22 protein-coding genes, 1 tRNA gene and 4 pseudogenes are annotated in these 21701 nt (G+C 71.8%); 11 read left to right on the top strand and 16 right to left on the bottom strand.

Annotated features, from left to right (window positions below; genetic code table 11):
- Positions 1 to 16 precede the first annotated feature (16 nt).
- From QUE40_RS14595 to QUE40_RS14565, 7 genes and pseudogenes are all read left to right on the top strand, one after another.
- Positions 17 to 877, top strand: coding sequence for a molybdopterin molybdotransferase MoeA (locus QUE40_RS14595; RefSeq protein ID WP_289231403.1), 861 nt, complete (start codon positions 17 to 19; stop codon positions 875 to 877).
- Entirely contained in the window at positions 832 to 1188 is a 357-nt protein-coding gene (locus tag QUE40_RS14590; protein ID WP_289231402.1) for a MoeA family protein, read from the top strand. The genes QUE40_RS14595 and QUE40_RS14590 overlap by 46 nt, the downstream gene beginning before the upstream one ends.
- Before the next feature lie 73 nt (positions 1189 to 1261).
- Positions 1262 to 1740 (top strand): annotated as a pseudogene (gene moaC / locus QUE40_RS14585) (cyclic pyranopterin monophosphate synthase MoaC).
- Positions 1737 to 2210 (top strand): MogA/MoaB family molybdenum cofactor biosynthesis protein, encoded by a 474-nt coding sequence (locus QUE40_RS14580; RefSeq protein ID WP_350226981.1) that lies wholly within the window; start codon positions 1737 to 1739, stop codon positions 2208 to 2210. Before moaC ends, QUE40_RS14580 begins: the two are co-directional and overlap by 4 nt.
- 16 nt (positions 2211 to 2226) lie before the next feature.
- On the top strand, positions 2227 to 2844 hold the full coding sequence (locus QUE40_RS14575; RefSeq protein WP_236022385.1) for a GNAT family N-acetyltransferase: 618 nt from the start codon (positions 2227 to 2229) through the stop codon (positions 2842 to 2844).
- A gap of 59 nt (positions 2845 to 2903) precedes the next feature.
- Positions 2904 to 4019 carry a hypothetical protein gene (locus tag QUE40_RS14570; RefSeq protein WP_491018191.1) on the top strand — a complete coding sequence of 372 codons (1116 nt, stop codon included), beginning with the start codon at positions 2904 to 2906 and terminating at the stop codon, positions 4017 to 4019.
- Between the two features lie 73 nt (positions 4020 to 4092).
- Positions 4093 to 4548 carry a hypothetical protein gene (locus QUE40_RS14565; protein ID WP_289231400.1) on the top strand — a complete coding sequence of 152 codons (456 nt, stop codon included), beginning with the start codon at positions 4093 to 4095 and terminating at the stop codon, positions 4546 to 4548.
- Between the two features lie 225 nt (positions 4549 to 4773).
- Here QUE40_RS14565 and QUE40_RS14560 read toward each other — a convergent pair whose 3' ends face one another.
- From QUE40_RS14560 to QUE40_RS14510, 13 genes and pseudogenes are all read right to left on the bottom strand, one after another.
- Positions 4774 to 4995 carry a GMC oxidoreductase gene (locus QUE40_RS14560; protein WP_289231399.1) on the bottom strand — a complete coding sequence of 74 codons (222 nt, stop codon included), beginning with the start codon at positions 4993 to 4995 and terminating at the stop codon, positions 4774 to 4776.
- A gap of 107 nt (positions 4996 to 5102) precedes the next feature.
- Positions 5103 to 5666 carry an MOSC domain-containing protein gene (locus QUE40_RS14555; RefSeq protein ID WP_289231398.1) on the bottom strand — a complete coding sequence of 188 codons (564 nt, stop codon included), beginning with the start codon at positions 5664 to 5666 and terminating at the stop codon, positions 5103 to 5105.
- A gap of 414 nt (positions 5667 to 6080) precedes the next feature.
- Positions 6081 to 6283: pseudogene (locus QUE40_RS14550) on the bottom strand (IS3 family transposase); the annotation flags it as partial.
- A 151-nt stretch (positions 6284 to 6434) separates the two neighbouring features.
- The gene (locus QUE40_RS14545) at positions 6435 to 6788 is read right to left on the bottom strand and encodes a nuclear transport factor 2 family protein (protein WP_289231397.1); all 354 of its coding nucleotides are present in this window, start codon (positions 6786 to 6788) and stop codon (positions 6435 to 6437) included.
- A 47-nt stretch (positions 6789 to 6835) separates the two neighbouring features.
- Complete coding sequence (locus QUE40_RS14540) at positions 6836 to 7153, bottom strand: SDR family oxidoreductase (protein WP_433997010.1); 318 nt, start codon at positions 7151 to 7153, stop codon at positions 6836 to 6838.
- Positions 7154 to 7238: 85 nt separating this feature from the next.
- Positions 7239 to 7565 (bottom strand): annotated as a pseudogene (locus QUE40_RS19395) (SDR family NAD(P)-dependent oxidoreductase); the annotation flags it as partial.
- Positions 7499 to 9403 carry an MFS transporter gene (locus QUE40_RS14535; protein WP_433997009.1) on the bottom strand — a complete coding sequence of 635 codons (1905 nt, stop codon included), beginning with the start codon at positions 9401 to 9403 and terminating at the stop codon, positions 7499 to 7501. The pseudogene QUE40_RS19395 and the gene QUE40_RS14535, both read right to left, overlap by 67 nt.
- Positions 9404 to 9630: 227 nt before the next feature.
- Positions 9631 to 10449 (bottom strand): RNA polymerase subunit sigma-70, encoded by an 819-nt coding sequence (locus tag QUE40_RS14530; protein WP_350226980.1) that lies wholly within the window; start codon positions 10447 to 10449, stop codon positions 9631 to 9633.
- Positions 10440 to 10574, bottom strand: a complete 135-nt coding sequence (locus QUE40_RS19390) for a sigma factor (RefSeq protein ID WP_350227165.1) — start codon at positions 10572 to 10574, stop codon at positions 10440 to 10442. Before QUE40_RS19390 ends, QUE40_RS14530 begins: the two co-directional genes overlap by 10 nt.
- Positions 10575 to 11077: 503 nt before the next feature.
- A complete protein-coding gene (locus tag QUE40_RS14525; protein ID WP_289233093.1) occupies positions 11078 to 11317 on the bottom strand; it encodes a GMC oxidoreductase in 240 nt (79 codons plus the stop codon).
- A gap of 596 nt (positions 11318 to 11913) precedes the next feature.
- Positions 11914 to 12771: pseudogene (locus tag QUE40_RS14520) on the bottom strand (GMC family oxidoreductase N-terminal domain-containing protein); the annotation flags it as partial.
- A gap of 158 nt (positions 12772 to 12929) precedes the next feature.
- Positions 12930 to 13298, bottom strand: coding sequence for a UBP-type zinc finger domain-containing protein (locus QUE40_RS14515; RefSeq protein ID WP_289231395.1), 369 nt, complete (start codon positions 13296 to 13298; stop codon positions 12930 to 12932).
- 81 nt (positions 13299 to 13379) lie between these two features.
- Positions 13380 to 14918, bottom strand: coding sequence for a CehA/McbA family metallohydrolase domain-containing protein (locus QUE40_RS14510; RefSeq protein WP_211344597.1), 1539 nt, complete (start codon positions 14916 to 14918; stop codon positions 13380 to 13382).
- Positions 14919 to 15034: 116 nt separating this feature from the next.
- On the opposite strand from QUE40_RS14510, the gene QUE40_RS14505 reads away from it, so the two are divergent.
- Both QUE40_RS14505 and QUE40_RS14500 read left to right on the top strand, forming a co-directional pair.
- Positions 15035 to 16039 carry a DMT family transporter gene (locus QUE40_RS14505; RefSeq protein WP_289231394.1) on the top strand — a complete coding sequence of 335 codons (1005 nt, stop codon included), beginning with the start codon at positions 15035 to 15037 and terminating at the stop codon, positions 16037 to 16039.
- A complete protein-coding gene (locus QUE40_RS14500; protein WP_289231393.1) occupies positions 16036 to 16497 on the top strand; it encodes a hypothetical protein in 462 nt (153 codons plus the stop codon). Before QUE40_RS14505 ends, QUE40_RS14500 begins: the two co-directional genes overlap by 4 nt.
- 66 nt (positions 16498 to 16563) lie before the next feature.
- Here QUE40_RS14500 and QUE40_RS14495 read toward each other — a convergent pair whose 3' ends face one another.
- Together QUE40_RS14495 and QUE40_RS14490 are read right to left on the bottom strand one after the other, a co-directional pair.
- A complete protein-coding gene (locus tag QUE40_RS14495; protein ID WP_289231392.1) occupies positions 16564 to 17316 on the bottom strand; it encodes a hypothetical protein in 753 nt (250 codons plus the stop codon).
- Positions 17317 to 17447: 131 nt separating this feature from the next.
- Positions 17448 to 17523, bottom strand: a tRNA-Ala gene (locus QUE40_RS14490).
- A 64-nt stretch (positions 17524 to 17587) separates the two neighbouring features.
- Between QUE40_RS14490 and QUE40_RS14485 the strand changes: the two genes are divergently transcribed.
- The gene (locus QUE40_RS14485) at positions 17588 to 18070 is read left to right on the top strand and encodes a PH domain-containing protein (protein WP_289231391.1); all 483 of its coding nucleotides are present in this window, start codon (positions 17588 to 17590) and stop codon (positions 18068 to 18070) included.
- Positions 18067 to 19821, top strand: coding sequence for a PH domain-containing protein (locus QUE40_RS14480; protein WP_289231390.1), 1755 nt, complete (start codon positions 18067 to 18069; stop codon positions 19819 to 19821). Before QUE40_RS14485 ends, QUE40_RS14480 begins: the two co-directional genes overlap by 4 nt.
- A gap of 116 nt (positions 19822 to 19937) precedes the next feature.
- Here the strand turns inward: QUE40_RS14480 and QUE40_RS14475 are convergent, their stop codons facing one another.
- Positions 19938 to 21611: a dolichyl-phosphate-mannose--protein mannosyltransferase gene (locus tag QUE40_RS14475; RefSeq protein WP_289231389.1), complete on the bottom strand. Its 1674-nt coding sequence runs from the start codon at positions 21609 to 21611 to the stop codon at positions 19938 to 19940.
- Between the last annotated feature and the right edge of the window lie 90 nt (positions 21612 to 21701).

Raw genomic sequence — 21701 nt, 5'->3', positions numbered from 1 at the left:
GGCGATCCTGCGCGCGGTGCGGCCGCTGCCCGCGCGCGAGGTCGCGGCCGTCGACGCGCTCGGCCTCGTGCTGGCCGAGCCGGTGGCGAGCCGGCTCGACCTCCCCTCGTTCACCAACTCGGCGATGGACGGCTATGCCGTGGTCGCCGCCGACCTCGCCGAGGTGCCCGCCAGCCTGCCGGTGCGCGGTGACATCCGCGCGGGCGCGACCGGCGAGCAGCGGATGGCGGCGGGGGAGTGCTGGCGGATCATGACCGGCGCGCCGGTGCCCGCGGGCGCCGACGCGATCGTCCCGGTCGAGCTGACCGACGGCGGCACCACCCAGGTCCAGGTGCGCGAGCAGGTCGAGCCCGGCAACGCCGTACGCCATCAGGGGGAAGACCTGCGCGTCGGCGACCCGCTCGTGCCGGCCGGCTCGCTGCTGCTGGCCCACCACCTGTCGGCGATCGTCGCCGCGGGCGTCGAGACCGTGCAGGCGGTGCCGCGGCCGCGGCTGGCCGTGCTGACCACGGGCGACGAGCTCGTCCCGCCCGGGCAGCCGCTCGCCCCGGGTCAGATCGTCGACAGCAACGGCCCGATGCTGCGGGCGCTCGCGCTGTGCGCCGACGTCGAGGTCGTGGCGGTCGAGCACGTGCGCGACGACGACGACCTGGGGGCGGTCGTCGACCGGCTCGCCGAGAGCGCCGACGCGGTGGTGACCTCGGGCGGGGTGAGCGCCGGGGCGTACGAGCCGGTCAAGGACGCCTACGCCGGGGGCGACGCCGTGCGGTTCGTGTCGGTCGCGATGCAGCCGGGCAAGCCGCAGGGCTTCGGCCTGGTCGGGGGCGCGGGGTGCCGCTGTTCGCGCTGCCGGGCAACCCGGTGTCCTCGCTGGTGAGCTTCCAGGAGTTCGTGCTGCCGGCGCTGCGCAAGCTGGCCGGGCGCTCGCCCGAGCTGCCGGTGCTGCACGCCCGGGTGGTCGACGGCTGGCGCTCGCCCGCGGGGCGGCTGCAGCTGGCGCGGGTGCGCCTCGCGCGCCGCGACGGCGAGCTACAGGTGTCGGCGAGCGGCGGCGCGGGCAGCCACATCCTCGGCGGGCTCGCGTCGGCCCAGGCGATCGCGTACGTCCCCGCCGAGCAGACCCGGGTCGAGCCCGGCGAGGTGCTGGCGGTGCGCATGCTGCCCGGCGAGATCGTGCCGGACGAGTGAGGGTGACCGGTGACGACGTGCGGCGAGGGCGTGCGCGAGACGTGGGCCGGTGCGACATGGACGGTGAGGCGTGATGAGTGAGGTCCCCCGGCTGACCCACGTGCGCGAGGACGGCACGGCCCAGATGGTCGACGTCAGCGCCAAGGCGGTCACCGCCCGCGCCGCCTCCGCGGCCGGGCGGGTGCTGCTGGCCCCGGCCGCGGTCGCCGCGCTGCGCGACGGCACCGTGCCCAAGGGCGACGCGCTCGCGGTCGCGCGCATCGCCGGCATCCAGGCGGCCAAGCGCACCCCGACCTGGTGCCGCTGGCGCACCCGGTCGCGGTGCACGCGGTCACCGTCGACCTGGCGGTCGCCTACGACGGTGTCGACATCACCGCGCAGGTGCGCACCGCCGACCGCACCGGCATCGAGATGGAGGCGCTCACGTGTGTCTCCGTCGCGGCCCTGGCCCTGGTCGACATGATCAAGGCCGTCGACAAGCACGCGCGCATCACCGACATCCGCGTCACCGCGAAATCCGGTGGGCGCTCTGGGGATTGGAGCGAATCGTGAAGCATGCCGTGGTGATCACCGCGTCCAACCGGGCCGCGGCCGGCACCTACCCCGACCGGGGCGGTCCGATCATCGTCGAGGCCCTGCGCGCCTGGGGCATGGACTGCGGCGAGCCGGTCGTCGTCCCCGACGGCGACCCGGTCGAGCAGGCGCTGCGCACGGCGGTGGCCGACGGGGCCGACCTGGTGATCACCACCGGCGGCACCGGGCTGAGCCCCACCGACCTCACTCCCGAGGCCACCCGCGCGGTGGTCGACCGCGAGGTGCCCGGCATCCCCGACGCGATGCGCCAGGCCGGCGCGTCGCAGGGCGTCGACACCGCGATGCTCTCCCGTGGGATCGCCGGACTCGCCGGGCGCACCCTCGTCGTCAACCTGCCGGGCTCGCCCTCGGGGGTGCGAGACGGGCTGTCGGTGCTCAAGCCGATCATGGGTCACGCGCTCGACCAGGTCGCCGGCGGCGACCACTGACGGGCGGCGACCCCTGGTGACCGAGTGGCCGGTGCTGCTCGCCGGCGCCGTGGGCGGGCGAGCGGTGCGGCTGCGCCGGCTGCGGCCGTACGCCGACCGCGAGGAGTGGCTGCGGCTGCGCCGCGACAACGCCGCCTGGACCGGCCCGTGGGACTCCACCTCGCCGACCCCCGGCTCGCGGCCGGTGTCGTTCGCCCGGATGGTGCGCGACCAGGAGCGCGAGGCGCGCGCCGAGCGGCTGCTGCCGTTCGCGGTCGAGGTCGACGGACGCCTCGCCGGTCAGATGCACCTGTTCGGCATCACCCGGGGCGCGCTGCAGAGCGCGGCGGCGGGGTACTGGATCGCGCGGCCGCTCGCCGGCCACGGGATCACGCCGTACGCCCTCGCCCTGCTGCTCGACCACGCGCTGGGGCCGATGCAGCTGCACCGGGTCGAGGTCAACATCCGCCCCGACAACGCCGCGAGCCTGCGCGTGGTCAGCAAGCTGGGGATGCGCGACGAGGGCACCCGCCGGGGATACCTGCACATCGCCGGTGCCTGGCACGACCACCGGTCGTTCGCGCTGACCGTCGAGGACCTCGCCGGCGAGCGGGTGGTCGATCGGCTGAAACGCCTTTCACAGGCGCCACTTTGAGCGACACGCGGCACGCCTCCCCGGTCACCTGAGGGCCTCCGCCTACCGTCGGGCGCGTGATGTCGAACGGCCTGATCCTGCTGGTGATCGTGGCGATCTGGGCTGTCTATCTCCTTCAGCACTGGGTGCGCCGTCGCGAGAACCTCGCCACGGCCCGCTCGGTCGACCGGTTCTCCGAGGCGATGCGGGTGCTGGAGCGCCGCCGCACCGAGCCCCGGCCGGTTCCCGCCCCCGTGCGGGCGATGACCGACGACCGCGACGACCGTCCGACCACGCCGACGGTGAGCGTCAAGCCGCCGCGCACCTCTCTCCGGGCAGGAGCAACCATGAAGTACGACGAGCCCAGTTCCCTTGCGGGGCATCGTGGTTCGGAGCACGCCTCCGACCAGAAGGTGTCGGTGGGCAACCGATTCTTCCGCGCCGCCGGCGCGATGACCCCCGCCCGGCTCAAGGCCGGGGCGCTGCTCGCGGCCGGGGTGTTCTTCGTGGCCTCGGTGCTGCTCACCCCGTTCGGCGTCACGCCCTGGTGGACCCCGCTGCTGGCGCTGGTCGCCGTCGCCGGTATCGTGGCGTGGCTGCGCAGCTCGGTGATCCGCGACGCGCAGGCCGCCGACGCCCCTGCCCCGGCCGCCCCGCGCGCCGTCGTGCGCCGCAGCGAGGCCGCGACCGCGGGTCGCGTGCAGCGGCCCCAGGCGCAGCGGTCGCAGGCGCAGCGGTCGCAGGAGCGCCGTCCGCAGCCGCGTCGCGAGGCGCCTGCTGCGGCTGGCCTCGAGACGCCCTCTGTCGGCGCTCCGGGCTCCTCCACCGCCGTGGGTGCCGTGGCCGCCGAGGAGACCGTCTACGACGTGACCGCGTTCGACCCGCAGCCCGTGGCGACGCAGGCCGACCAGGCGACGCAGGCCGACCAGCCGGTGGCCGAGCAGGCCGACCAGTCCCAGCAGGTCGTCGAGCCGGGTGGCTGGGCGCCGGTCGCGGTGCCGCCGCCGACGTACACGCTCAAGGCGCGGGTCGACCGTCCGCTGCCCGAGCCCGCCGCCACCGTCGACGCCGAGCCGCCGGCGCAGCAGTCGGCTGCCCAGCGCTACGCCGACACCCCGGTCGAGGACCTGCCGTTCGACGGCATGGCGCTGGATGAGGACCTCGAGGACCTTCCGCCGGTCCACCGCGCCGGCTGAGCGGCGACGCTTCTTCGGCCACATCCTGGGGGCCGGTTCCACGTCCGGCGTGCGCTGCGTCGTCGGTCACTGGGTGACGACCCCGTTCGGCCCGTTCGCCGACGTGATGGTCGAGGACGACGAGGGCTGGCGCACCCTGCTCGCGCCGACCGACGAGATCGCCGAGTTCGTCTGCGGCACCTATGAGTTCGACGAGGTCGCGGTCGCGCCGGTCGAGGTCGACGCACCCGGCCGCGACGGGGTCGTCACCGGCCCCGGTCGCTGGTCGGTGCGCACCCCGACCTCGCGTTCGACCTGCAGGTCGCCGGCCGCCCGCTGCTCGGGCAGGCGCTGCGGCTCCTGCCGCTCGCGGCCGCTGCCTCACCCGTCTGCTGCCGCGCGGTCGACCCGGTCGCACGGCTCGTGCTCCCCGGCGTGCGCACCTACGGCACGGCCCTCGCCGGCCGGCACGAGGCGTACGGCGCGCTCGACCTGCACCGCGTCGTCGACCTCCGCGGCAGCTGGCGCGGCCGCAGCCTCGGCGTGCTGACGCCGGTCGAGCCACCGGTGCGGTTCGGGTTCAGCTCCACCCCGGCGACGCCCGCCTGCGTGCGGGTCGTGACGACCATCGACGAGCAGGCCGACGCCAAGCCGGTCGAGTAGGCCGGAGCGCTAGCGGAGGCCGTATCGAGACCTGGCGGGTGGTCTCGATACGCGCTCGTTCCTCGCGCTACTCGACGGCTTGGAGCGCGCTACTCGACGGGCTTGGAGCGCGCTACTCGACCGGCTTGGTGCCGTGCTCGGCGAGCAGCGCGTCGCTGGCCTTCTCGCTGACCAGGTAGACCGCCGAGGCGATGAAGAAGCCCGGGATGTCGGAGAAGACCGACGCGTCGACCACCCGCAGCCCCCGGATGCCGCGCACCCGGAAGTCGCCGTCGAGGTCGGCCTCCCAACCGGGCGAGCCCTCCTCGAAGTAGCGGAACCGGATGTCGGGCACCTCGCGCGGGTCGGCCGAGCGCAGCGTGGCGGTGCCCGCGCGGTTGGTGCCGAGATGCTGTGAAGTCTTCCCGCTCTCGTCGGCCTACTTTGGGCCGGAGCGAATGTTCAGCACCCGACAGACCCACGCGGCAGGACAACAGGACACCATTGATCATTGACGGCTAATGCGGCGCCCGGCTGGATGAGGCTGATGCGGTCGCCAAAGTTCACGCGTCCTGGGACCGTGATGTCGGAGTAGACCGCCAGGTACATGTCGCGTTCGGCCGCGAGGGGTTTGAGCCATCGGCCAGTGGCCATGAGGCCGTCCTGGCCGATGTCGATTATGCGGCATCGCGGTGCGCGCGTTGGTTGAACATCATTGTGGCTGAACCCAGGATAGGCTTCCTGGCCCATCCAAGACTCTTCGATAAACGGTTCGTCCGTCTCGATGACAAGGTTGTCTCTCAGCCGTCGAGGGTCGGCATTGACGCCCCATCGGTTAGCGCACCAGCGCAGTGTGGCAGTTCCCCCAGTGACACAGAGCCCATGTCCTGGTGAGGTACGGAATCTCTCGGTTGAGATAGAAAGCGTCTGCCCCATCCCGGCGGACAGGTGGGCGTCGAGGCCGGGATCACCGACGATCCAGGTAGACTCGTCCAGATGGTTGACGCGAACTGTGTCGCCAGTCATAGCGGATGCGCACTCGAAGACTTGGTCGCGCCCCGGAAACGCCGAGTGTTCTTGCGGGATGCGAAGTGGCCATCACTGTCCCGCACGGTGAAACACCTGTCACCCGCCATCCCCGCTCATCGAAGTCGACGGCAGCCAAGCTCTCGCTGGCCATCGACTTCACGGGGTATCGTCGTAACCGGGTGGTTGTCCCTTTCACGCCGAGACAATATCTCGGCGGAATCATCGGTCGACCACTATCTGAGTCGAGAGCTCCGGCGACACGACCGCACGGTTGACTCGGCCTGAACCACGGCGGCCCCTGCGAGTCGAGTGCAGTTCGGAGTCCGACCATCGATTGGGCGGCCTCCGACTTGGTGAGATTGCTGTACCGATATGTGACACGGTGGGTCGCGCGGCCGGTGCGGGCATGGTGGTCTCGTATTCGATGACCGTCAATCGACCGAGGGCGTCTTGCCGTCTCCGGCAGTAATAGGTCCGTTCGATCAAGGTGATGATCGCGATTCGGAGCGAAGCTCGTCGCTGGTGCGCCAGCGGTGCCGGTTCAGGACGTTCTTCTGGAGCAGGCGAATAACGATTCCCATGACGGCGTTGTCGGCGCTGGTTCCGAGACGGCCGCAACGGCGCACATCGCTTCGAATCCCACGGCTATTTAAGGTGGCAGAACCTCGATGATTACGTTATCGATCTTGGCCAGTCAGGCCGGTCGCAGGCGCGCGCTCCTGCCGCGGAAAGCTGAGCCCAATGTCTCGATTATGCCGCCGATGGTCACTGCTGGTGAAGGGAGGCGGTGTCGAAGACGAGAACATCGGCGACGATGTGGCCGTCTCGGATGGTGTAGTGCTCGGCGGCGCGGATGGTCCCGAACGGGCCGGTGTGCATGTCGTACATTACGACTACATGGTCGCCGTCGTCAGCGACGACTAGGACGGTGATGTCCTCGACGGCTTGGGCGAACTGGTCCATCACCTCGGCCACCGCGTGTGCGCCGGTGAGGCTGGTCTGCGGGCTTTCGAAGGTGATGTCCTCGGCGAGGTAGTTACGGGCGGTGTCCATGTCGCTGGCGGCCCAAGCGTGAAGAAATGACAAGGCGGTCTCTCGGGGTGGGGTCGGCGTCGTCACGGGGACGTCCTTTTCGTGTTGGTGGTGCTGTCGAAGCACCTGGGGTTCTAGAGGGTCAGGGTGGTGTCGCCCGGCCCGATCTTCTCGACGGTGCCGGTGAACGAGGACGCAGATGGGGAGGCGAAGAACACCGCGGCGTCGGCGACCTCGCGCAGAGTCGGGGAGCGCTTCAGGGTGGTGCCTTCGGGAAAAGACTCGAGCATCTCTTCGAGGTCGAGGCCCTGCCGACGGGCGGCGTCGCTGAACACGGTGTTGCTGTGGGAGTCGGTGCGGGCTGCCTCGGGCATCCCATTGGGGCGCAGGCATAGGCACCGGATGCCGCGTCCGCCGTACTCGATGGCCAACTGCCTGGTGAGGGTCTCCACCGCAGCCGAGGCCGGCGCCAGCCCCCGCGCCGGGTGCGGAGTTGGCCGCCGCGGTGGTGGAGATCATCAGGATCACCGCGTCTCCGGTCAGGTGCCTAGTTGCGGCAGTGCCGGTGAGGAACTGGGGGTAGAAGTTCCCGGCTATGGGGGCGGCATACTCCTCGAGGGTGAGCTCAGCGAGTGGTTTCCCCTGGGTGTGCACGGTCCCGATCATGTTCGCGACGATGTTGAGTCCCTCGTTCTTGGCGACCTCTCGAGTGACCCGTTCGACCTGGTCGGCCGCGGTGGCGTCGGCGACCACCCCCGTGATGCGGGAGTCAGCTCCGGCCTGAGCGATGGTCCGGTTCAGCGTCGCTGCGGTGCGGCCGGCGATGGTGACCCCCGCCCCGGCCTCAACGAAAGCACGGGCCACGGCACCGCCGATGGCGCCGCCGCCGCCCCAGACCAGTGCGGTCTTTCCCGCAAGACTCCTCGTGCTGCTCGCCATGTCGGCTCCGTTCGATTGGTTTGGAAGGCCCGAAGTCGGCCCTTTTCTCGCCGGGGACTGTGGGCATCCCGTTGCGCCGGCGCCTGCGAGGCCAGCAGCGCCTTCACCGGCCCCGTCCGGAGATGGTTGCTCGCCGTCTGGCGGCAACGCTTCGACGAACATCCGGGACACCCGCCTTGCCGATGTCGCAAATCACGGTCGTGGCCGGGTCGCAATGGAACAACTCCTCGAGTATCCGACACAGCCGTGGCGTGTCGTTCGCGGTGATGGTGCCGTGTAACGCAAGCTCCAGGGTCTGTGGGCCGGGACTGTTGGGGAGCGCTCGGGGTTCGGGCTGGGAGTGGGTCGGTGTCATCGAGCGACCTCGTGCCCGCCTCGAGACTGCGCCGGTGCCACCCCCGGACGCGGGCAGTGCGCGGTAACACACTGCTCGGCCCCGCTGGCTGCGGGGTGCGTAGCAGCCACAGCCCGCCTAGCAGCCCGGCGCCGGCGAGGATGGCGCAGGTGGTGAAGCCCGCCTGCAGGCCGGCGGTGGCCGGCGCGCCCCGTAAAGCGGCGCCGTGGGCGATGGCGATGGTGGAGACCACCACAGCGCCCAGCGCGCCGCCGATCTGGAACGCAGCGGTGTTGATGCCCGAGGCCACCCCGGCGTCGTGGTCTGCGACACCGCCGAGACCCGCGACCGAGGCGGCGACGGTACTGGCGCCGAGGCCGGCGCCGAAGACGAACAGGCCGGGGAGGAGGTTGGCGGCGTAACTGCCGCCTGGCGAGACCCCTGTCAACAGCAGCGACCCGGCCGCCAACAGCCCGGTGCCAACCGCCGCGACCATATGGACGCGGACCCGGGCGAGAGCAGCCTGCGCGGCATAGGAGGCGGTCATGGCCATCACCGTCATCACCGCGGTACCAAGCCCGAACAGTAGCGGGGTGTACCCGAGGACCTGTTGGGCGTACTGGGATGCCATCAGCCCCATCCCCCAGACGGTCATCCCGACCAGCAGCATCACCAGGTTCCCGCCCACCAGGACTCGGGAGGCGAAGATTCGCAGCGGCACCAAGGGCCCCTTCGATCGCCGCTCCACCGTCACGAAGACGACTCCGAGGAGGACGGCGGAAGCGAGCAGCCCGAGCGTCTGCCCGCTGATCCACCCGGCCTCGGGCGCCCGTACGACGGCCAGACAAGCCAGCACCAACGCACCGGTCAGGGTGAGGGCACCGGCGGGGTCGTACACCCGCGGCCGTACCCGAGGCCGGTGCCCGGTGAGCAGCAACGGGGACAACACCAGCATGACGGCGGCGACGGGGAGGTTGAGGAAGAAGAGCCACTCCCATCCCAGACCCGTAGTCACGACACCGCCGATCAATAGCGCGGCCGTGGCGCCCAGGCCACCGAACGCACCCCAGGCGGCCAGCGCCTTGTTCCGTTCCGGCCCCTGGGGGAACGTGGTCAACAAGATGCCCAGAGCGGTGGGGGCCATTAGCGCCGCCGACACCCCGTGCAGGGCCCGCGCGGCCACCAGCACTCCCGGAGTCCAGGCCAGCCCGCACAGCAGCGACGACGCCCCGAACAGCCCGGTCCCGACCAGGAAGACCTGTCGTTGTCCCAGCAGGTCGCCGGCGCGGCCGCCGAGCAGCAACAATCCGCCGAAGGCGATCAGGTAGCCGCTCATAACCCACTGCGCATCACCGGTGGTAGCGAAGCCCAGGTCCGTCTGGATCGAGGGGAGCGCCAAGACCACGATCTGCGCGTCCAAGATCACCATGAAGTTGACTGCGCACAGCAGGCCCAGCGCCCGCCACCGCCGAGCATCCCTACCCGCTCCCTGCGGGTGGGGGCCGCGCTCCGATGCGGTCGTGTGGGTACTCATGCGAGGGTGTCCTCCCAAAAATGCGTCCACGGGCCCAGTGCGCGCTTGTTACCGGGGCCGTGCCTGGTGGGGTTCGGCTTCACCAATAGGGACCAGCCCCACCGGACGGATTCATCACCTGCCTACAGGAAGTCTCGAAGAAGTTGCCCTGTGGCGCCCGGTCGGCCCGACAGCGTGACCGGCAGGTCGAAGCGGTCGAAGATGCCGGGGTCGACGAACGCGGTGACCGCCGCGATCCTGTCGCCGCGCACGGTGAGCACGTCCAGCACCCACGCCCGATAGCTGCCGCTCTCGGCGTCGAAGCCGTAGCAGCCGATCGCGAGTTGACCGTTGGCATAGGTGGGGACATGACGCCACCGGGTTCGGAACGGGCCCGCCGCCAAGAACGCACGGACCGCCGCGTGACCCTGATACCAGGTCGGCGTCGGCGGCATCGCCCAGGTGACGTCCTCGGCCAACAAACCCAGCATTGTCTCCATGTCACCCTGCTCCAACGCCCGGGTGTAGGCGCTCACCAGCTCCCGCAGCCGCTGGTCTCCCAGACGACGCAGCGTCGCCTGCTGGCTGTGCTTGGGGACCCGCCGCGCGACACTGGCCCGGGCGTGCTGCAGCGCGCTGTTCACCGCCGCCGGCGTGGTTTCCAACAGCTCGGCCACCTCGCCCGCCGAGTAGCCCAGCACCTCCCGCAAGATCAACGCGGCCCGCTGGTTTCCCGGCAGGTACTGCAAGGCCGTCACGAACGCCAGCTCCACGGCCTCCCGCTGCTCTAGTCGAGCCGCAGGCCCGGTCACCCCGGCGATGCCGAGGGCCAGGTCTGGGTACGGCTCCACCCACGCCGACTCGCCTGCCGGCGCACCGAGCGGGTCACCGGCCGCCGCAGCAGGGCCCAGATCGACTGGGAGCGCCCGCCGGGGCCTCCGCTCCAGTGCGGTCAGACACACGTTGGTCGCGATCCGATACAGCCACGACCGCAGGCTGCTGCGCCCTCGAACCCGGCCAGCCCACGCCAGGCCCGCAGCAGCGTCTCCTGCAACGCATCATCGGCATCGTGGACCGAGCCCAACATTCGGTAGCAGTGGGCGTGCAACGGCCCCCGATACTGCTCGAACATGTCACCAAAGACCTGCTCGGCGCGGACCGCGGCCAACTCCTCGTGCGGGTCGCAGCCAGGCATCGACCGGTTCTCATCCATGTCAGTAAGACCCCGCACAAGCTCTCGATTCATCATATATCGCTCGCAAGGCCGACCCACCTGCCCAGCAAGTACGCCACTCGAGCAGCGGCCTCGGCTCGCTGACGCCCGTCGAGCCACCGGTGCGGTTCGGCTTCAGCTCCACCCCGGCGACGCCCGCCTGCGTGCGGGTCGTGACGACCATCGACGAGCAGGCCGACGTCAAGCCGGTCGAGTAGGCCGGAGCGCTAGCGGAGGCCGTATCGAGACCGGGCGGGTGGTCTCGATACGCGCTCGTTCCTCGCGCTACTCGACCGGCTTGGAGCGCGCTACTCGACCGGCTTGGAGCGCGCTACTCGACCGGCTTGGAGCGCGCTACTCGACCGGCTTGGAGCGCGCTACTCGACCGGCTTGGTGCCGTGCTCGGCGAGCAGCACGTCGCTGGCCTTCTCGCTGACCAGGTAGACCGCCGAGGCGATGAAGAAGCCCGGGATGTCGGGGAAGACCGACGCGTCGACCACCCGCAGCCCCTCGACCCCGCGCACCCGGAAGTCGCCGTCGAGCACCGCCCCGGGGTCGTCGTCGCGGCCGATCTTGGCGGTGCCGCACGCGTGGTGGCCCCACGCGTGGTCGCGCACGAACTCGCCCAGCCCCCGCGATCGCGCACGTCGTCGCCGGGCAGCAGCTCGCGGCTCACCTCGACCTGCTCCAGGTGACGCACCACGTCGCGGGCCAGCTCGATGCCGTCGACCACGCCGTCGAGGTCGGCCTCCCAGCCGGGCGAGCCCTCCTCGAAGTAGCGGAACCGGATGTCGGGCACCTCGCGCGGGTCGGTCGAGCGCAGCGTGACGGTGCCCGCGCGGTTGGTCGTGTGGCCCTTGAGCACGAGCAGCGACAACCGGTCGTGCGCGGCGACGGCGTCGCGGGCGTAGCCGGGGTAGTAGCCGTGGAAGTCGATCGGCAGGGAGAACACGATGAGGTCGGAGGCCTCGCCCGCCACCGACGAGCGCGCGATGATCGCGGCCAGCGACCCGTTGGTGGAGTAGGGCCCGCCAGCGTCGTCGGCCCACTCCTGGAAGAGCGCGTCGCCCTGCTCGCCGTCGGCCGGCACGTCGAGCGCGGAGCCGGCGAACAGCGGATAGTCCTGTGCCAGCTCGTAGTTCACCGACACCTCGTAGCGGTCGTGCAGGTTCGCGCCGACGCCGGGGGCGTCCAGGCGCACGTCGATGCCGTGCTGCTCCAGCTGCTCCCGCGGCCCGATGCCGGAGAGCATCAGCAGCTGCGGGGTGTTGTACGCCCCGCCCGCCAGCACGACCTCCTTGCGGGCGCGCACGACCGACCGGGCCGGCTCGGCGGGTGCGTCGGAGGAGCCGGGGGCGGCGGCGTACAGGTCCGGGCCGGTGAGGACCTCCACGCCCACGGCCCGGTCGCCCTCGAAGACCACCCGGGTCGCCAGCGCGCCGAGACGCACCTGCAGCCGGTCGCCCGCCTCGCGCTGGGCCTGCTGCACCCGCTCGCGGCTGCCGTTGCGGTGGCCGTCGCGCACGGCGACGGGGATGAACGACATGCCCTCGAAGTCCTGCGGGGTGTCGCGCGCGTTGGCGTCGCGGGGGAGCGGGACCTCCTCGGGGATGCCGAAGCGGTCGCGCGCGGTGCGCTCCATCGCGCCGATGATGTCGAGGAACATCGGCTCGCGGCCGCCGACCTGCGGGTTGGCGCGGGTGGTCCCGAGCCAGCCGTCGGTGCCGTGTGCCGCCTTGCGGTCGCGGGCGGCCTCGTCGTCGCCGGGCAGCGGCTCGGCGTCGACCCCGCGCCAGGCCTCGAGCCGGTGGAACAGCTCGCGCATCGGGTCCGCGCCCCAGCTCGGGTCACCGGTGAGCTCGGCGAGCCGGTCCCAGTCGCTCGGGTGCGGATAGATGGTGACCAGCGCGCTGACCGCGGTGCTGCCGCCGAGGGTCGAGCCGCGCGGATAGAGCACCCCGCCACGCTCGGGGACGTCCTTGGGGTCGCGGCGCTGCTGGCGCTCGTCGTCGTAGTGCCGGACGAAGAAGTCCCACCGCAGCGCGGGGTCCTCGCTGGCGTACGCCTGCATGATCGGGATCGAGTAGTACGGGCAGCCGTGGTCGCCTCCGGCCTCGAGCAGCAGCACCGAGTGGCCGGCGAGGGCGAGGTTGGCGGCGAGCGGACCGCCGCCGGCGCCCGACCCGACCACGACGAAGTCGAACTCCTGGGTGTCGGTGGTCATCGCGCTCAGCCGTGGATCTTGCTCATCCAGTCCCGGGGGACGCGATCGGCCGGGGCCGGAACCCCTTGCGCCTCAGGGTGACTCGTGGGCGGCGCGAGCTCCGGGCCGGTGCCGACGGCGCCGTCGCGGAAGTCGAAGAACCAGTCCTCGCCCGGCTCGAAGCTGGCGATGATCGGGTGGCCGGTCGACTCGTAGTGGTGCGTCGCGTGCTGGCTCGGGGAGGTGTCGCAGCAGCCGACGTGACCGCAGGCGGCGCAGCGGCGCAGGTGCACCCACCAGCCGTCGGCGGTGGCGAGGCACTCCTGGCACCCCTCGCCGCTCGGGGCGGCGGCGGGGTCGATCTCGGGGGTGGCGTCGTTGCCGGTGGAGGTCATGGGCTCGACGCTACCCGCGGTCGGAGGACAAAGATGCTGGGCGGCGCGAGGCGCCGCCCAGCATCGTGACCCGAACGCTCGTCAGGACACGTCGACGAAGATCGGGTTGGAGTAGAACCACAGGTCGCCCCAGGGCGACTCCTGCCCGTCGGCGGCCGGCTCCATCTCGTCGGTGCTCGTGCCGCGCACCCGGATGTAGCCCTTGGTGGTGACGTCGCGCAGGGTGTGGCGGATGACGTACTGCTTGCCCTGGCGGCGGAAGTCGCTCTTGCCGTAGCGCGCGACGACCTTGGTGGTCGGGTTCTTCGCGGCCTCGCGGTCGGACACCGGGCCGGTGACCTCGCCGGTGATGATGTCGACGCGGTTGACCACGGGGCGGTCGCCGTTGCCGTTGGGGGTCGTGCGCGGGGTGAAGCGCACCTCGACGGTCACGTCGCCGCCGCGGCCGCGCTTGACCTGGACCGTCTGCCCCACGGTGGCGGCGCGCCCGGCGCTCGCGGCCGAGAAGTCGAGGCCGTCGATCAGGTCACCGGTCGTGACGAAGATCCGGCCGTTGCGCAGCCCGTCCATGATGTCGGCGTAGTCCTGGCGGGCGTTGACGTAGGTCTTGGAGTACTCGCCCGGCCAGAAGTCGGAGCCGCCGCGGGTCCAGTGCACGTGCGAGTCGGACGTCGCGGTGATCCACCACTTGCGGCCCTCGCCGAGCAGGCTGTCCCACAGGCCGCCGACGACCGCGGTCATCTGGTCGTAGCCGCCGTGGGTGGGGTAGTTGCCGTACGACCCGCGCGCCTCGTTGACCAGCGGCCCGGCCTGGTGGCCCGGGGCGCCCTCGAAACCGATGTAGACGTCGGGGGCGGCGTCCTGGTTGTTGCGGAACTCGCCCGGGGTGTCCTGGCCCCACACGCCGAGGCCCTTCGCCGAGCGCGACGCGTGGTGGGCGATCACCAGCGGCTTGGCGGACATGCCCTGGGTGTAGCGCAGGAACTCGACCATCTTGGCCTCGGTGTCGCGGCTCGGGTCGGTCGGGAAGGCGTCGTACTTCGCGTAGCGCGACTCCAGGTCGTACAGCAGCTGGGCCTCGTCGGACCGGCGCGGGATCATCAGCGTGTGGTGGTCCATCTGGGGCGCGTCGAACTCCATGCCCCAGAACTGCAGGACCTCCGGCACCAGGTCGCGCGACTTCAGCAGGTCGGGGTAGGCCAGCTCGAGGTTGACCTTGGAGTGGGTCGGGCCGCCGTGGTCGGTGCACATCACCCACTGCAGGCCGAAGCTCTTGGCCATGATCGCGTTGGTGACGATCGGGTAGACCGCGTCGGCGCCCTTGGCGAACGTCGGCGGGTTGGTGCTGGTGTCGAACCGGCCGGAGTACTCCGAGTGGATGTGGTGGTCGCCGGCGCGCCAGGAGCGACCGCCGGTGCGGCCCGACGGGCCCTTGCCGTTGCCCTTCGCGGACGCGGCGGGTGTGGCGAGCACCGCGGGGGCCGCGGCGAGGGTGGCGCCGACCCCGCCGTACTTCAGCAGCTGGCGGCGCGAGGGCACGACGGCTTCCGGGTCGGCCGGGTCCATCGCGTCCCAGCTGTCGTGCGGGTGGTCGTGCTCGTGGTCGTGGTGGTGGCCCATGGCTGCGGCTCCTGACGCGTGGCTGGCTGGGGGCGCCACCATCCAACGGAGCCAACCCTGCGACCGCGGCGTCGGCGAGGCGGCGATCGGTCGAACAGCAGGCGCCTACTGCGACCGTGTCGCAGCTGGGCCCGGTCGCCGCCTCGTCGGTGGTCACCCCCAGCATGGAGGGCATGACCGCACGCGCCCGACCGCTCACCGGCACGCCGTCGCGGGCGCCCGAGCCGTCGTACGCCATGGTGGCGCTGATCCTCGGGTGCCTCTTCGTGGGGTCCTCCTCGGCGCTGATCAAGCTGTCCGGGGCGACCGCCGGCACCGCGGCGTTCCTGCGGTGCGCGCTCGCGCTGGTGGTCTTCGCGCCGCTGCTCGCGGTGGAGTGGCGACGGTTCGGGCTGCCGCCGCGGCGGATGCTCGTGCTCAGCGCGGGCGGCGGGGTGTTCCTCGGGGCGGACTACCTGATGTGGACCCAGAGCATCGTCGACATCGGCGCCGGCATCGCGACGGTGCTGATCGGCGTGCAGGTGGTGGTCTTCCCGTTCCTCGCGTGGCTCTTCCAGAAGGAGCCGGTGCCGACGCGGTTCCTCGTGGTGCTGCCGCTGATGTTCGTCGGGCTCGCGCTCACCGGCGGGGTGGTCGACGCCGATGCCGCGGCGGCGAACCCGGTGCGGGGCGCGCTGCTCGGGGTCGCGGCCGGGGTCTGCTACGCCGCGTTCCTCTTCCTCAACCGGCCGGCCAGCGCGCTGGACCGGCGGATGCTGTTCACCCCCGTCGGCACGACGACCTGCGTGGCCGCGCTCGGCATCGGCGCCGTCGCCGGCCTGGGCGACGTGGCCGGGGGCATCGACCTGGCGCTGTCCGCGTGGGCGTGGGTGCTGCTCGCGATGGTCGCGGTGCTGGGGCAGGCGGTGTCGTTCGTGCTGATCGGGTACGGCCTGGTCCGGCTTCCCGCCGGGCGCGCGGCGGCGGTGATGCTGCTGCAGCCGCTCGGCGCGGTGGCGCTCGGCATGGTCGCGCTGCACGAGCGACCGACACCGGCGCAGTGGGCGGGCATCGTGATCACGGTGGTCGCCGTGGCGTTGGCGACCGTGACGCGTCGACGGCCGCGCCGGAGGGGCCGGTGATCAGCGGGTGGTGGGGCTTCGCCGTCGTGCTCGGCGTCGCGTTCGCCTGGTCGGTCTTCGTCGGGGCCCGGTACGACTACGACGACCGGCTCGCGCGGTGGTGGGTGCGACGCGCGCGGCGGTGGGGGCGGTCGGCCGGCCCGCGCTCGCTGCTCGTGTCGGCCGGGGTGCTGCTGGCGTACGTCCTGCTCGTGGCGGTGAGCCAGGAGCTGGGCGCGCAGCTCGGCGACGAACGGTGGGGGCTGCTGGTGCACGTCCCGGCGCTGCTGGCGTACGCGCCGTTCATGCTGGCCACGGCACCGATGCAGTTCAGCGCCTACACCTACTGGCGCGCCGACCTCGAGCAGGCCGGCGCCGACAAGCAGCTGGGGCGGCGCATCGCGTGGTGGGCGGGGGTCCCGTCGTTCGTCGGGTTGTTCGCGGTGCTTCTCGCGGTCGCGGGGGTCTTCGTGCTGTGAGCGGGGAGGCGGCGCGAGCGAGGTGCGGTGGCCGGCGCGGCGGCGGTCAGCGATGGCCGGCGCCGGTCAGCCGTCGTCGGTGCCGCGACCGCGCGGCCACCGGTTCTCGCCGACGGCCGTGATCACCGACTTCTTGCGGGTCAGCGCGGAGCCGCCGATCACCGCCAGCGGCGCCAGGCTGACCGCGAGGCCCACGAGACTCGCCGGCACCGACATGGTCCAGCGCTCGGCGCCGGCCAGCGGCGGCAGCAGGCCGCGCGGGTCGCGCAGCACGGTGACGTGCGCACTGGGGCCGGGGACACCACTCTGCGGATTCCACGTCCGCCCGGTGTCGTACGACCGCCAATAGGCGACGCCGGTCTCGTCGCCGTAGTCGACCCGCATCGGATAGCCGGCGATGCGCGAAGACGACGGCAGGTTCTCGACCACCCGGGCGCTGACCTCCTCCATGCCGGCGTCGGCGTACAGCCCCAGGGCGGAGAAGGCAAAGAGCCCCGGCGTCAGCGGAGTCAGGATCAGGAGCGCTCCGGGGACCCACGCCTTCCACCGGTGACTCACCTGCAGCAGGCTCACGAGCATCAGCCCGAGCCACACGATGCCGACGGGCGCGAGCAGGAACCCCGGGCTCCACAGCCAGTTCAGCCAGTCGGGGCGCAGCATGACGAAGGCGAGCAAGAAGTACGACAGGAGGGTCAGGGCGAGCAGCAGCACCCGCCGCGACCAGCGCATGCCGTCGAGCTCGGGGGTGGCGCCCACGTCGGCGGGAGTGCGGGGCTCCGAACCCCGAGGTGGCGGCGTGTCGGGAAGCCAGTCGCTCATCGGCGCCTCTCGATCGGGCCCGCGGCTGCTGGGCGGGCGGCTTCCCGCGTGGCGGCTCGGCGGGCGTGCCACCAGCATGACGACAAAAGACCCGCCGGGTGTCGCGGTCGGCGATCACCCGGCGGGTCCGGTGGTGGAGCTGAGGGGATTCGAACCCCTGACCTTCTCATTGCGAACGAGACGCGCTACCAACTGCGCCACAGCCCCAGAAGCGAGAGCAACCATAACACCGGGCCGCGCCGCGTCCGAATCGACGTGAGAGGGTCGGCGCATGCAGCTGCGCGAACCCGCGAATCGTGTGTCCCCGCGGGCGAAGCCGTACTGGGCGCTGTCGTCGGGGCTCGGCTGGTTGACGGTCATCGCGATCCAGCTGGCGCTCGTGATCTTCATCGACGACACGCCCTGGTGGCGGTGGACGGCGCTCGGTCTGTCGGTCGTCGGGCTGGCCGTCGGGGTGCTGGTGCAGCCGCCGATCCGCTATCGCATCCACCGCTGGGAGATCACGCCCACGGCGGTCTACACCCAGTCCGGCTGGATCTCCACCGCGCGGCGGGTCGCGCCGATCTCGCGGGTGCAGACCGTCGACACCTCGCGCAGCGGGCTGCAGCGCGTCTTCGGCCTGTCCAGCGTGTCGGTCACCACCGCGTCGTCGGCCGGCACGATGACGATCGACTGCCTCGACGCCTCCGTCGCCGACGAGCTGGTCGAGCACCTCACCGTGGTCACCGAGCAGTCCCGGGACGACGCGACGTGAGCGAGCAGCCCGGCCCCTGGCCCACACCGCACGGGTCGACGCGCGCGCCGCGGGAGGGTGGGCGTACGCCGGCCGGTGGTGCGACGTACGACAGCCCGCCCCCGCCGTACGCCGGTGGCGGCTCGCCCGTCGACGCCGGCTCTCCCGGGGCCGAGGGGGACGGGTGGCGCCGGCTCGACACCCGGATGCTGCTCATCCACCCGGTGCGCGAGCTGATCCGGTTCCTGCCGGCGTTCCTCGGCATCGCGATCGCGGGGACGACCTCCGGCGACGGCGAGCCGTGGTGGTTCGGTCTCGTGGCGGTCGTGGGCGCGGTGCTGCTGGGCGTGCTGCGCTGGTTCACGACGCGGTACCGCTTCACCCCCGACCAGGTGCAGCTGCGCACCGGCCTGATCAGCCGCAAGGTCATCACCTCGCCCACGGCGCGGGTGCGCACTGTCGACGTCACCGCGTCACCGATGCACCGGCTGCTCGGCCTGGCGGAGGTGAAGATCGGCACGGGCGCCGACTCCAGCGACCTCACGCTCGACGGGTTGTCCGCGCAGCGCGCGACCGCGCTGCGCGAGGAGCTGATCCACCGGCGGCGCGCGGCGGGTGCGGGTCGCGCGGCGGGTGCGGGAGGTTCAGGGGGCGTCGAATCTTTCGACGGCGCAACGGCTTCCGGCGCTGGGGCTGGGGTCCGGGTGGGGACTGGGGTTGAGGCCGGGATCGGCCCTGGAGCCGGGGGCGAGCTCGACCTCGACGAGCCGGAGCAGGAGATCGTCCGCCTCGAGCCGGGCTGGATCCGCTACGCCATGCTCACCTCGACGGGGCTGATCAGCGCGGCCGCGATCCTCGGCGTCGGGTGGCAGATCCTCGAGCGGGCCGGGTTCGAGGAGGTCAGCGGCAGCGCAGAGCAGCGCGCTGAGGACATCGCCGCCCAGATCGGCATCGTCGGGCTGGTCGCGAGCCTCGTGCTGGTGGCACTACTCGGCGTGCTGCTGCTGAGCGTGCTCGGGTACGTCCTGATGTTCTGGAACTTCCGCGTCACCCGCAGCGTGCGCGGCGGCACGCTGCACGTCTCGCGCGGCCTGTTCACCACCCGCGCGACGACGATCGAGGAGGAGCGGCTGCGCGGCGTCACCATGAAGGAGACGCTGCCGATGCGGCCCGCGCGCGGCGCGACGCTCGCGGCGATCACGACCGGGCTCGCCAGCGACAGCGAGTCCGGCGGTATGCTCGTGCCGCCCGCCCCGGTGGCGGTCGTGCGGCGGGTGACCGACGACGTACTGCAGACGCCGGGCGTGCTCGACCACCCGTTGCAGCCGCACGGCCCCGCCGCGACACGCCGCCGCTGGACCCGGGCGCTGAGCAGCGGGGTGCTCATCGCGGCGGTGGCGGTGGCGCTGACGTTCTGGTGGGCGCCGTGGCTGGGCCTCGTCGGGCTGGTGCCGCTGCTCGCCACGCCGTGGTTGGCATACGACCGCGCGCGCAGTCTCGGCCACGCGCTCACCGAGCGGTTCCTGGTCACTCGCAACGGCAGCGTCAGCCGCGACACCGAGGTCGTCGAGCGGCGCGGGGTGGTCGCGGTGACCGTGCGCGAGTCGTTCTTCCAGCGGCGCGCGGGCCTCGCCACGCTCGTCGTCGCGACCGCGGCGGGCGACGAGGTCTACGACGTGTACGACGTCGCCGAGCCTCGCGCCGTCGAGCTGGCCGCGGAGCTGCTGCCCCCGCACGTGCAGCCGCTCCTCACGGAATCCGTGTCTGCCTAGGGTTCCGCCAGTGAGGCGTGCCAACCGCGACCGCGCCGGCAGGCACGCTTCGGCGACGATGCCGGCAGGCCGGAGCTTGCGACGGGCTGCCGGAGGAGGAGCCGGAGCAGAAAGACCTAGATCCAGCTGGGGAACCAGTTGTGCATCGCCCAGAAGCCGCGCGGGACCACCTGGGCGGTGTAGATCGGCCACCAGAAGATGAAGAACGCCACGGCGACGGTCACGTAGGCGCCGACGGCGATCGCGCCCACGTGTCTGCGGACGGCCGATGCGCGTTCGGAGCCGAGGGCCATGCCGCACAGGTAGGTCACGATCAGCACGGCGAACGGCGCCATGACGACGGCGTAGAACGTGAAGATCGTGCGCTCCTGGTAGGCGAACCAGGGCAGCCACCCGGCCGCCAGGCCCGCGAGGATCGCGCCGGCTCGCCAGTCGCGCCGCAGCAGCCACATGAACAGCAGCACCGCGATGCCGGCGGTGGCGACCCACCAGATCGAGACGTTGCCGAGCGAGGTGATGATCTTGGCGCACTCGTTGCTGCCGCAGCCCTCCTCGCCCCGCTTGGGGTACTCGGCGAAGAACAGCACCGGGCGGGCCTGGATCATCCACGACCAGGGGTTCGACTCGTACGTGTGCGGCGAGGTGATGCTGGCCGCCGAGTTGAACATGTCGAGGTGGTACTTCCACAGCGACCGCAGCGAGTCGGGCAGCCACGCGAACAGCGAGCTGTCCGGTTGCAGACCGGTGTCCTTGACGGCCGGGTTCTGCGCGCCCCAGTCGCGCTGATACCCGGCGGTGCTGCGGAACCAGCCCCACCAGCTGGCGACGTAGACGACGACGGAGGTCACGACCATCGACACCAGGGCGGGGAGGGCGTCCTTGACGAACGTGGCGGAGTAGTACCGGCGTACGCCCACCGCGCGCCGCGCGCCGAGGTCCCACCAGACCGACATCAGCCCGAACGCGACGAGGAAGAAGCCGCCGGACCACTTGGTGCCGATCGCGAGGCCGAGGCAGATGCCGGCGACCCAGCGCCACGGCCGCAGCCCGAGCCAGGGACCGCCGAGCTGCATCGCGCCGACGAACTGACCGGAGTCCTTGGCGGCGGCGACCTTGGCGGCGAGCCGTCGCCGGGCCCAGTCGCGGTCGGCGAGCAGCGCCACGAACGCCGCCACGACCCAGAAGGCGAGGATCCCGTCGAGGATGCCGACGCGGGAGTGGACGAACGACATCCCCTCGACCGCGATCAGCAGCGCCGCGACGTTGGCGAGCAGCGCCGAGCGGAACAGGTGCCAGGCGGCGCGGCCGACCAGGAAGATCGTCAGCGTGCCGCAGATCGCGACGGCGAACCGCCAGCCGAACGAGTCGTTGATGCCGAACAGCTGCTCGCCCCAGCCGATCAGCCACTTGCCGACCGGCGGGTGCACGACCATGTCGGCGTCGGTGCCGTACGCCTGCGGCCAGGCGTTGTTCGTGAACAGCTTGTCGGCGTCGGCGCCTTCGTACCCCTCGGGGATGCGCAGCTCGTAGCCGTTCTGGACGGTCGACCAGCCCTGCTTGACGTAGTAGGTCTCGTCGAAGATCAGCTGGTGCGGCCGGCCGACGTCCCACAGCCGCAGCACGCCGCCGATGACCGTGATGATCGCCGGGCCGAGCCAGGCCCACAGCTTCTCCTTGGCCGAGCGGGGTCGTCCGAGGAGTCGGCGGAGCAGCCGGGTCTCGGTGTCGCTCTCACCCGCGGGCGAGGTCGGCGACGGCTGCGCGTCGGACCGGTCGAGCGTGGCTGGCACGGATGGGTCCCCCTTGGTCGTCTCGCATCGGTCGTCGGCGCTGCCTCGTCGGAGGGTAGTCGAGGGTGCTGAGCCTCCGGCGGCGACATT

Source organism: Barrientosiimonas endolithica (assembly GCF_030296655.1).
In the GTDB taxonomy this organism is placed as follows: Bacteria; Actinomycetota; Actinomycetes; order Actinomycetales; family Dermatophilaceae; genus Barrientosiimonas; species Barrientosiimonas humi.
Note: the sequence above shows the minus strand (reverse complement) of the source record. Positions and strands in the feature narration are given on the sequence as shown.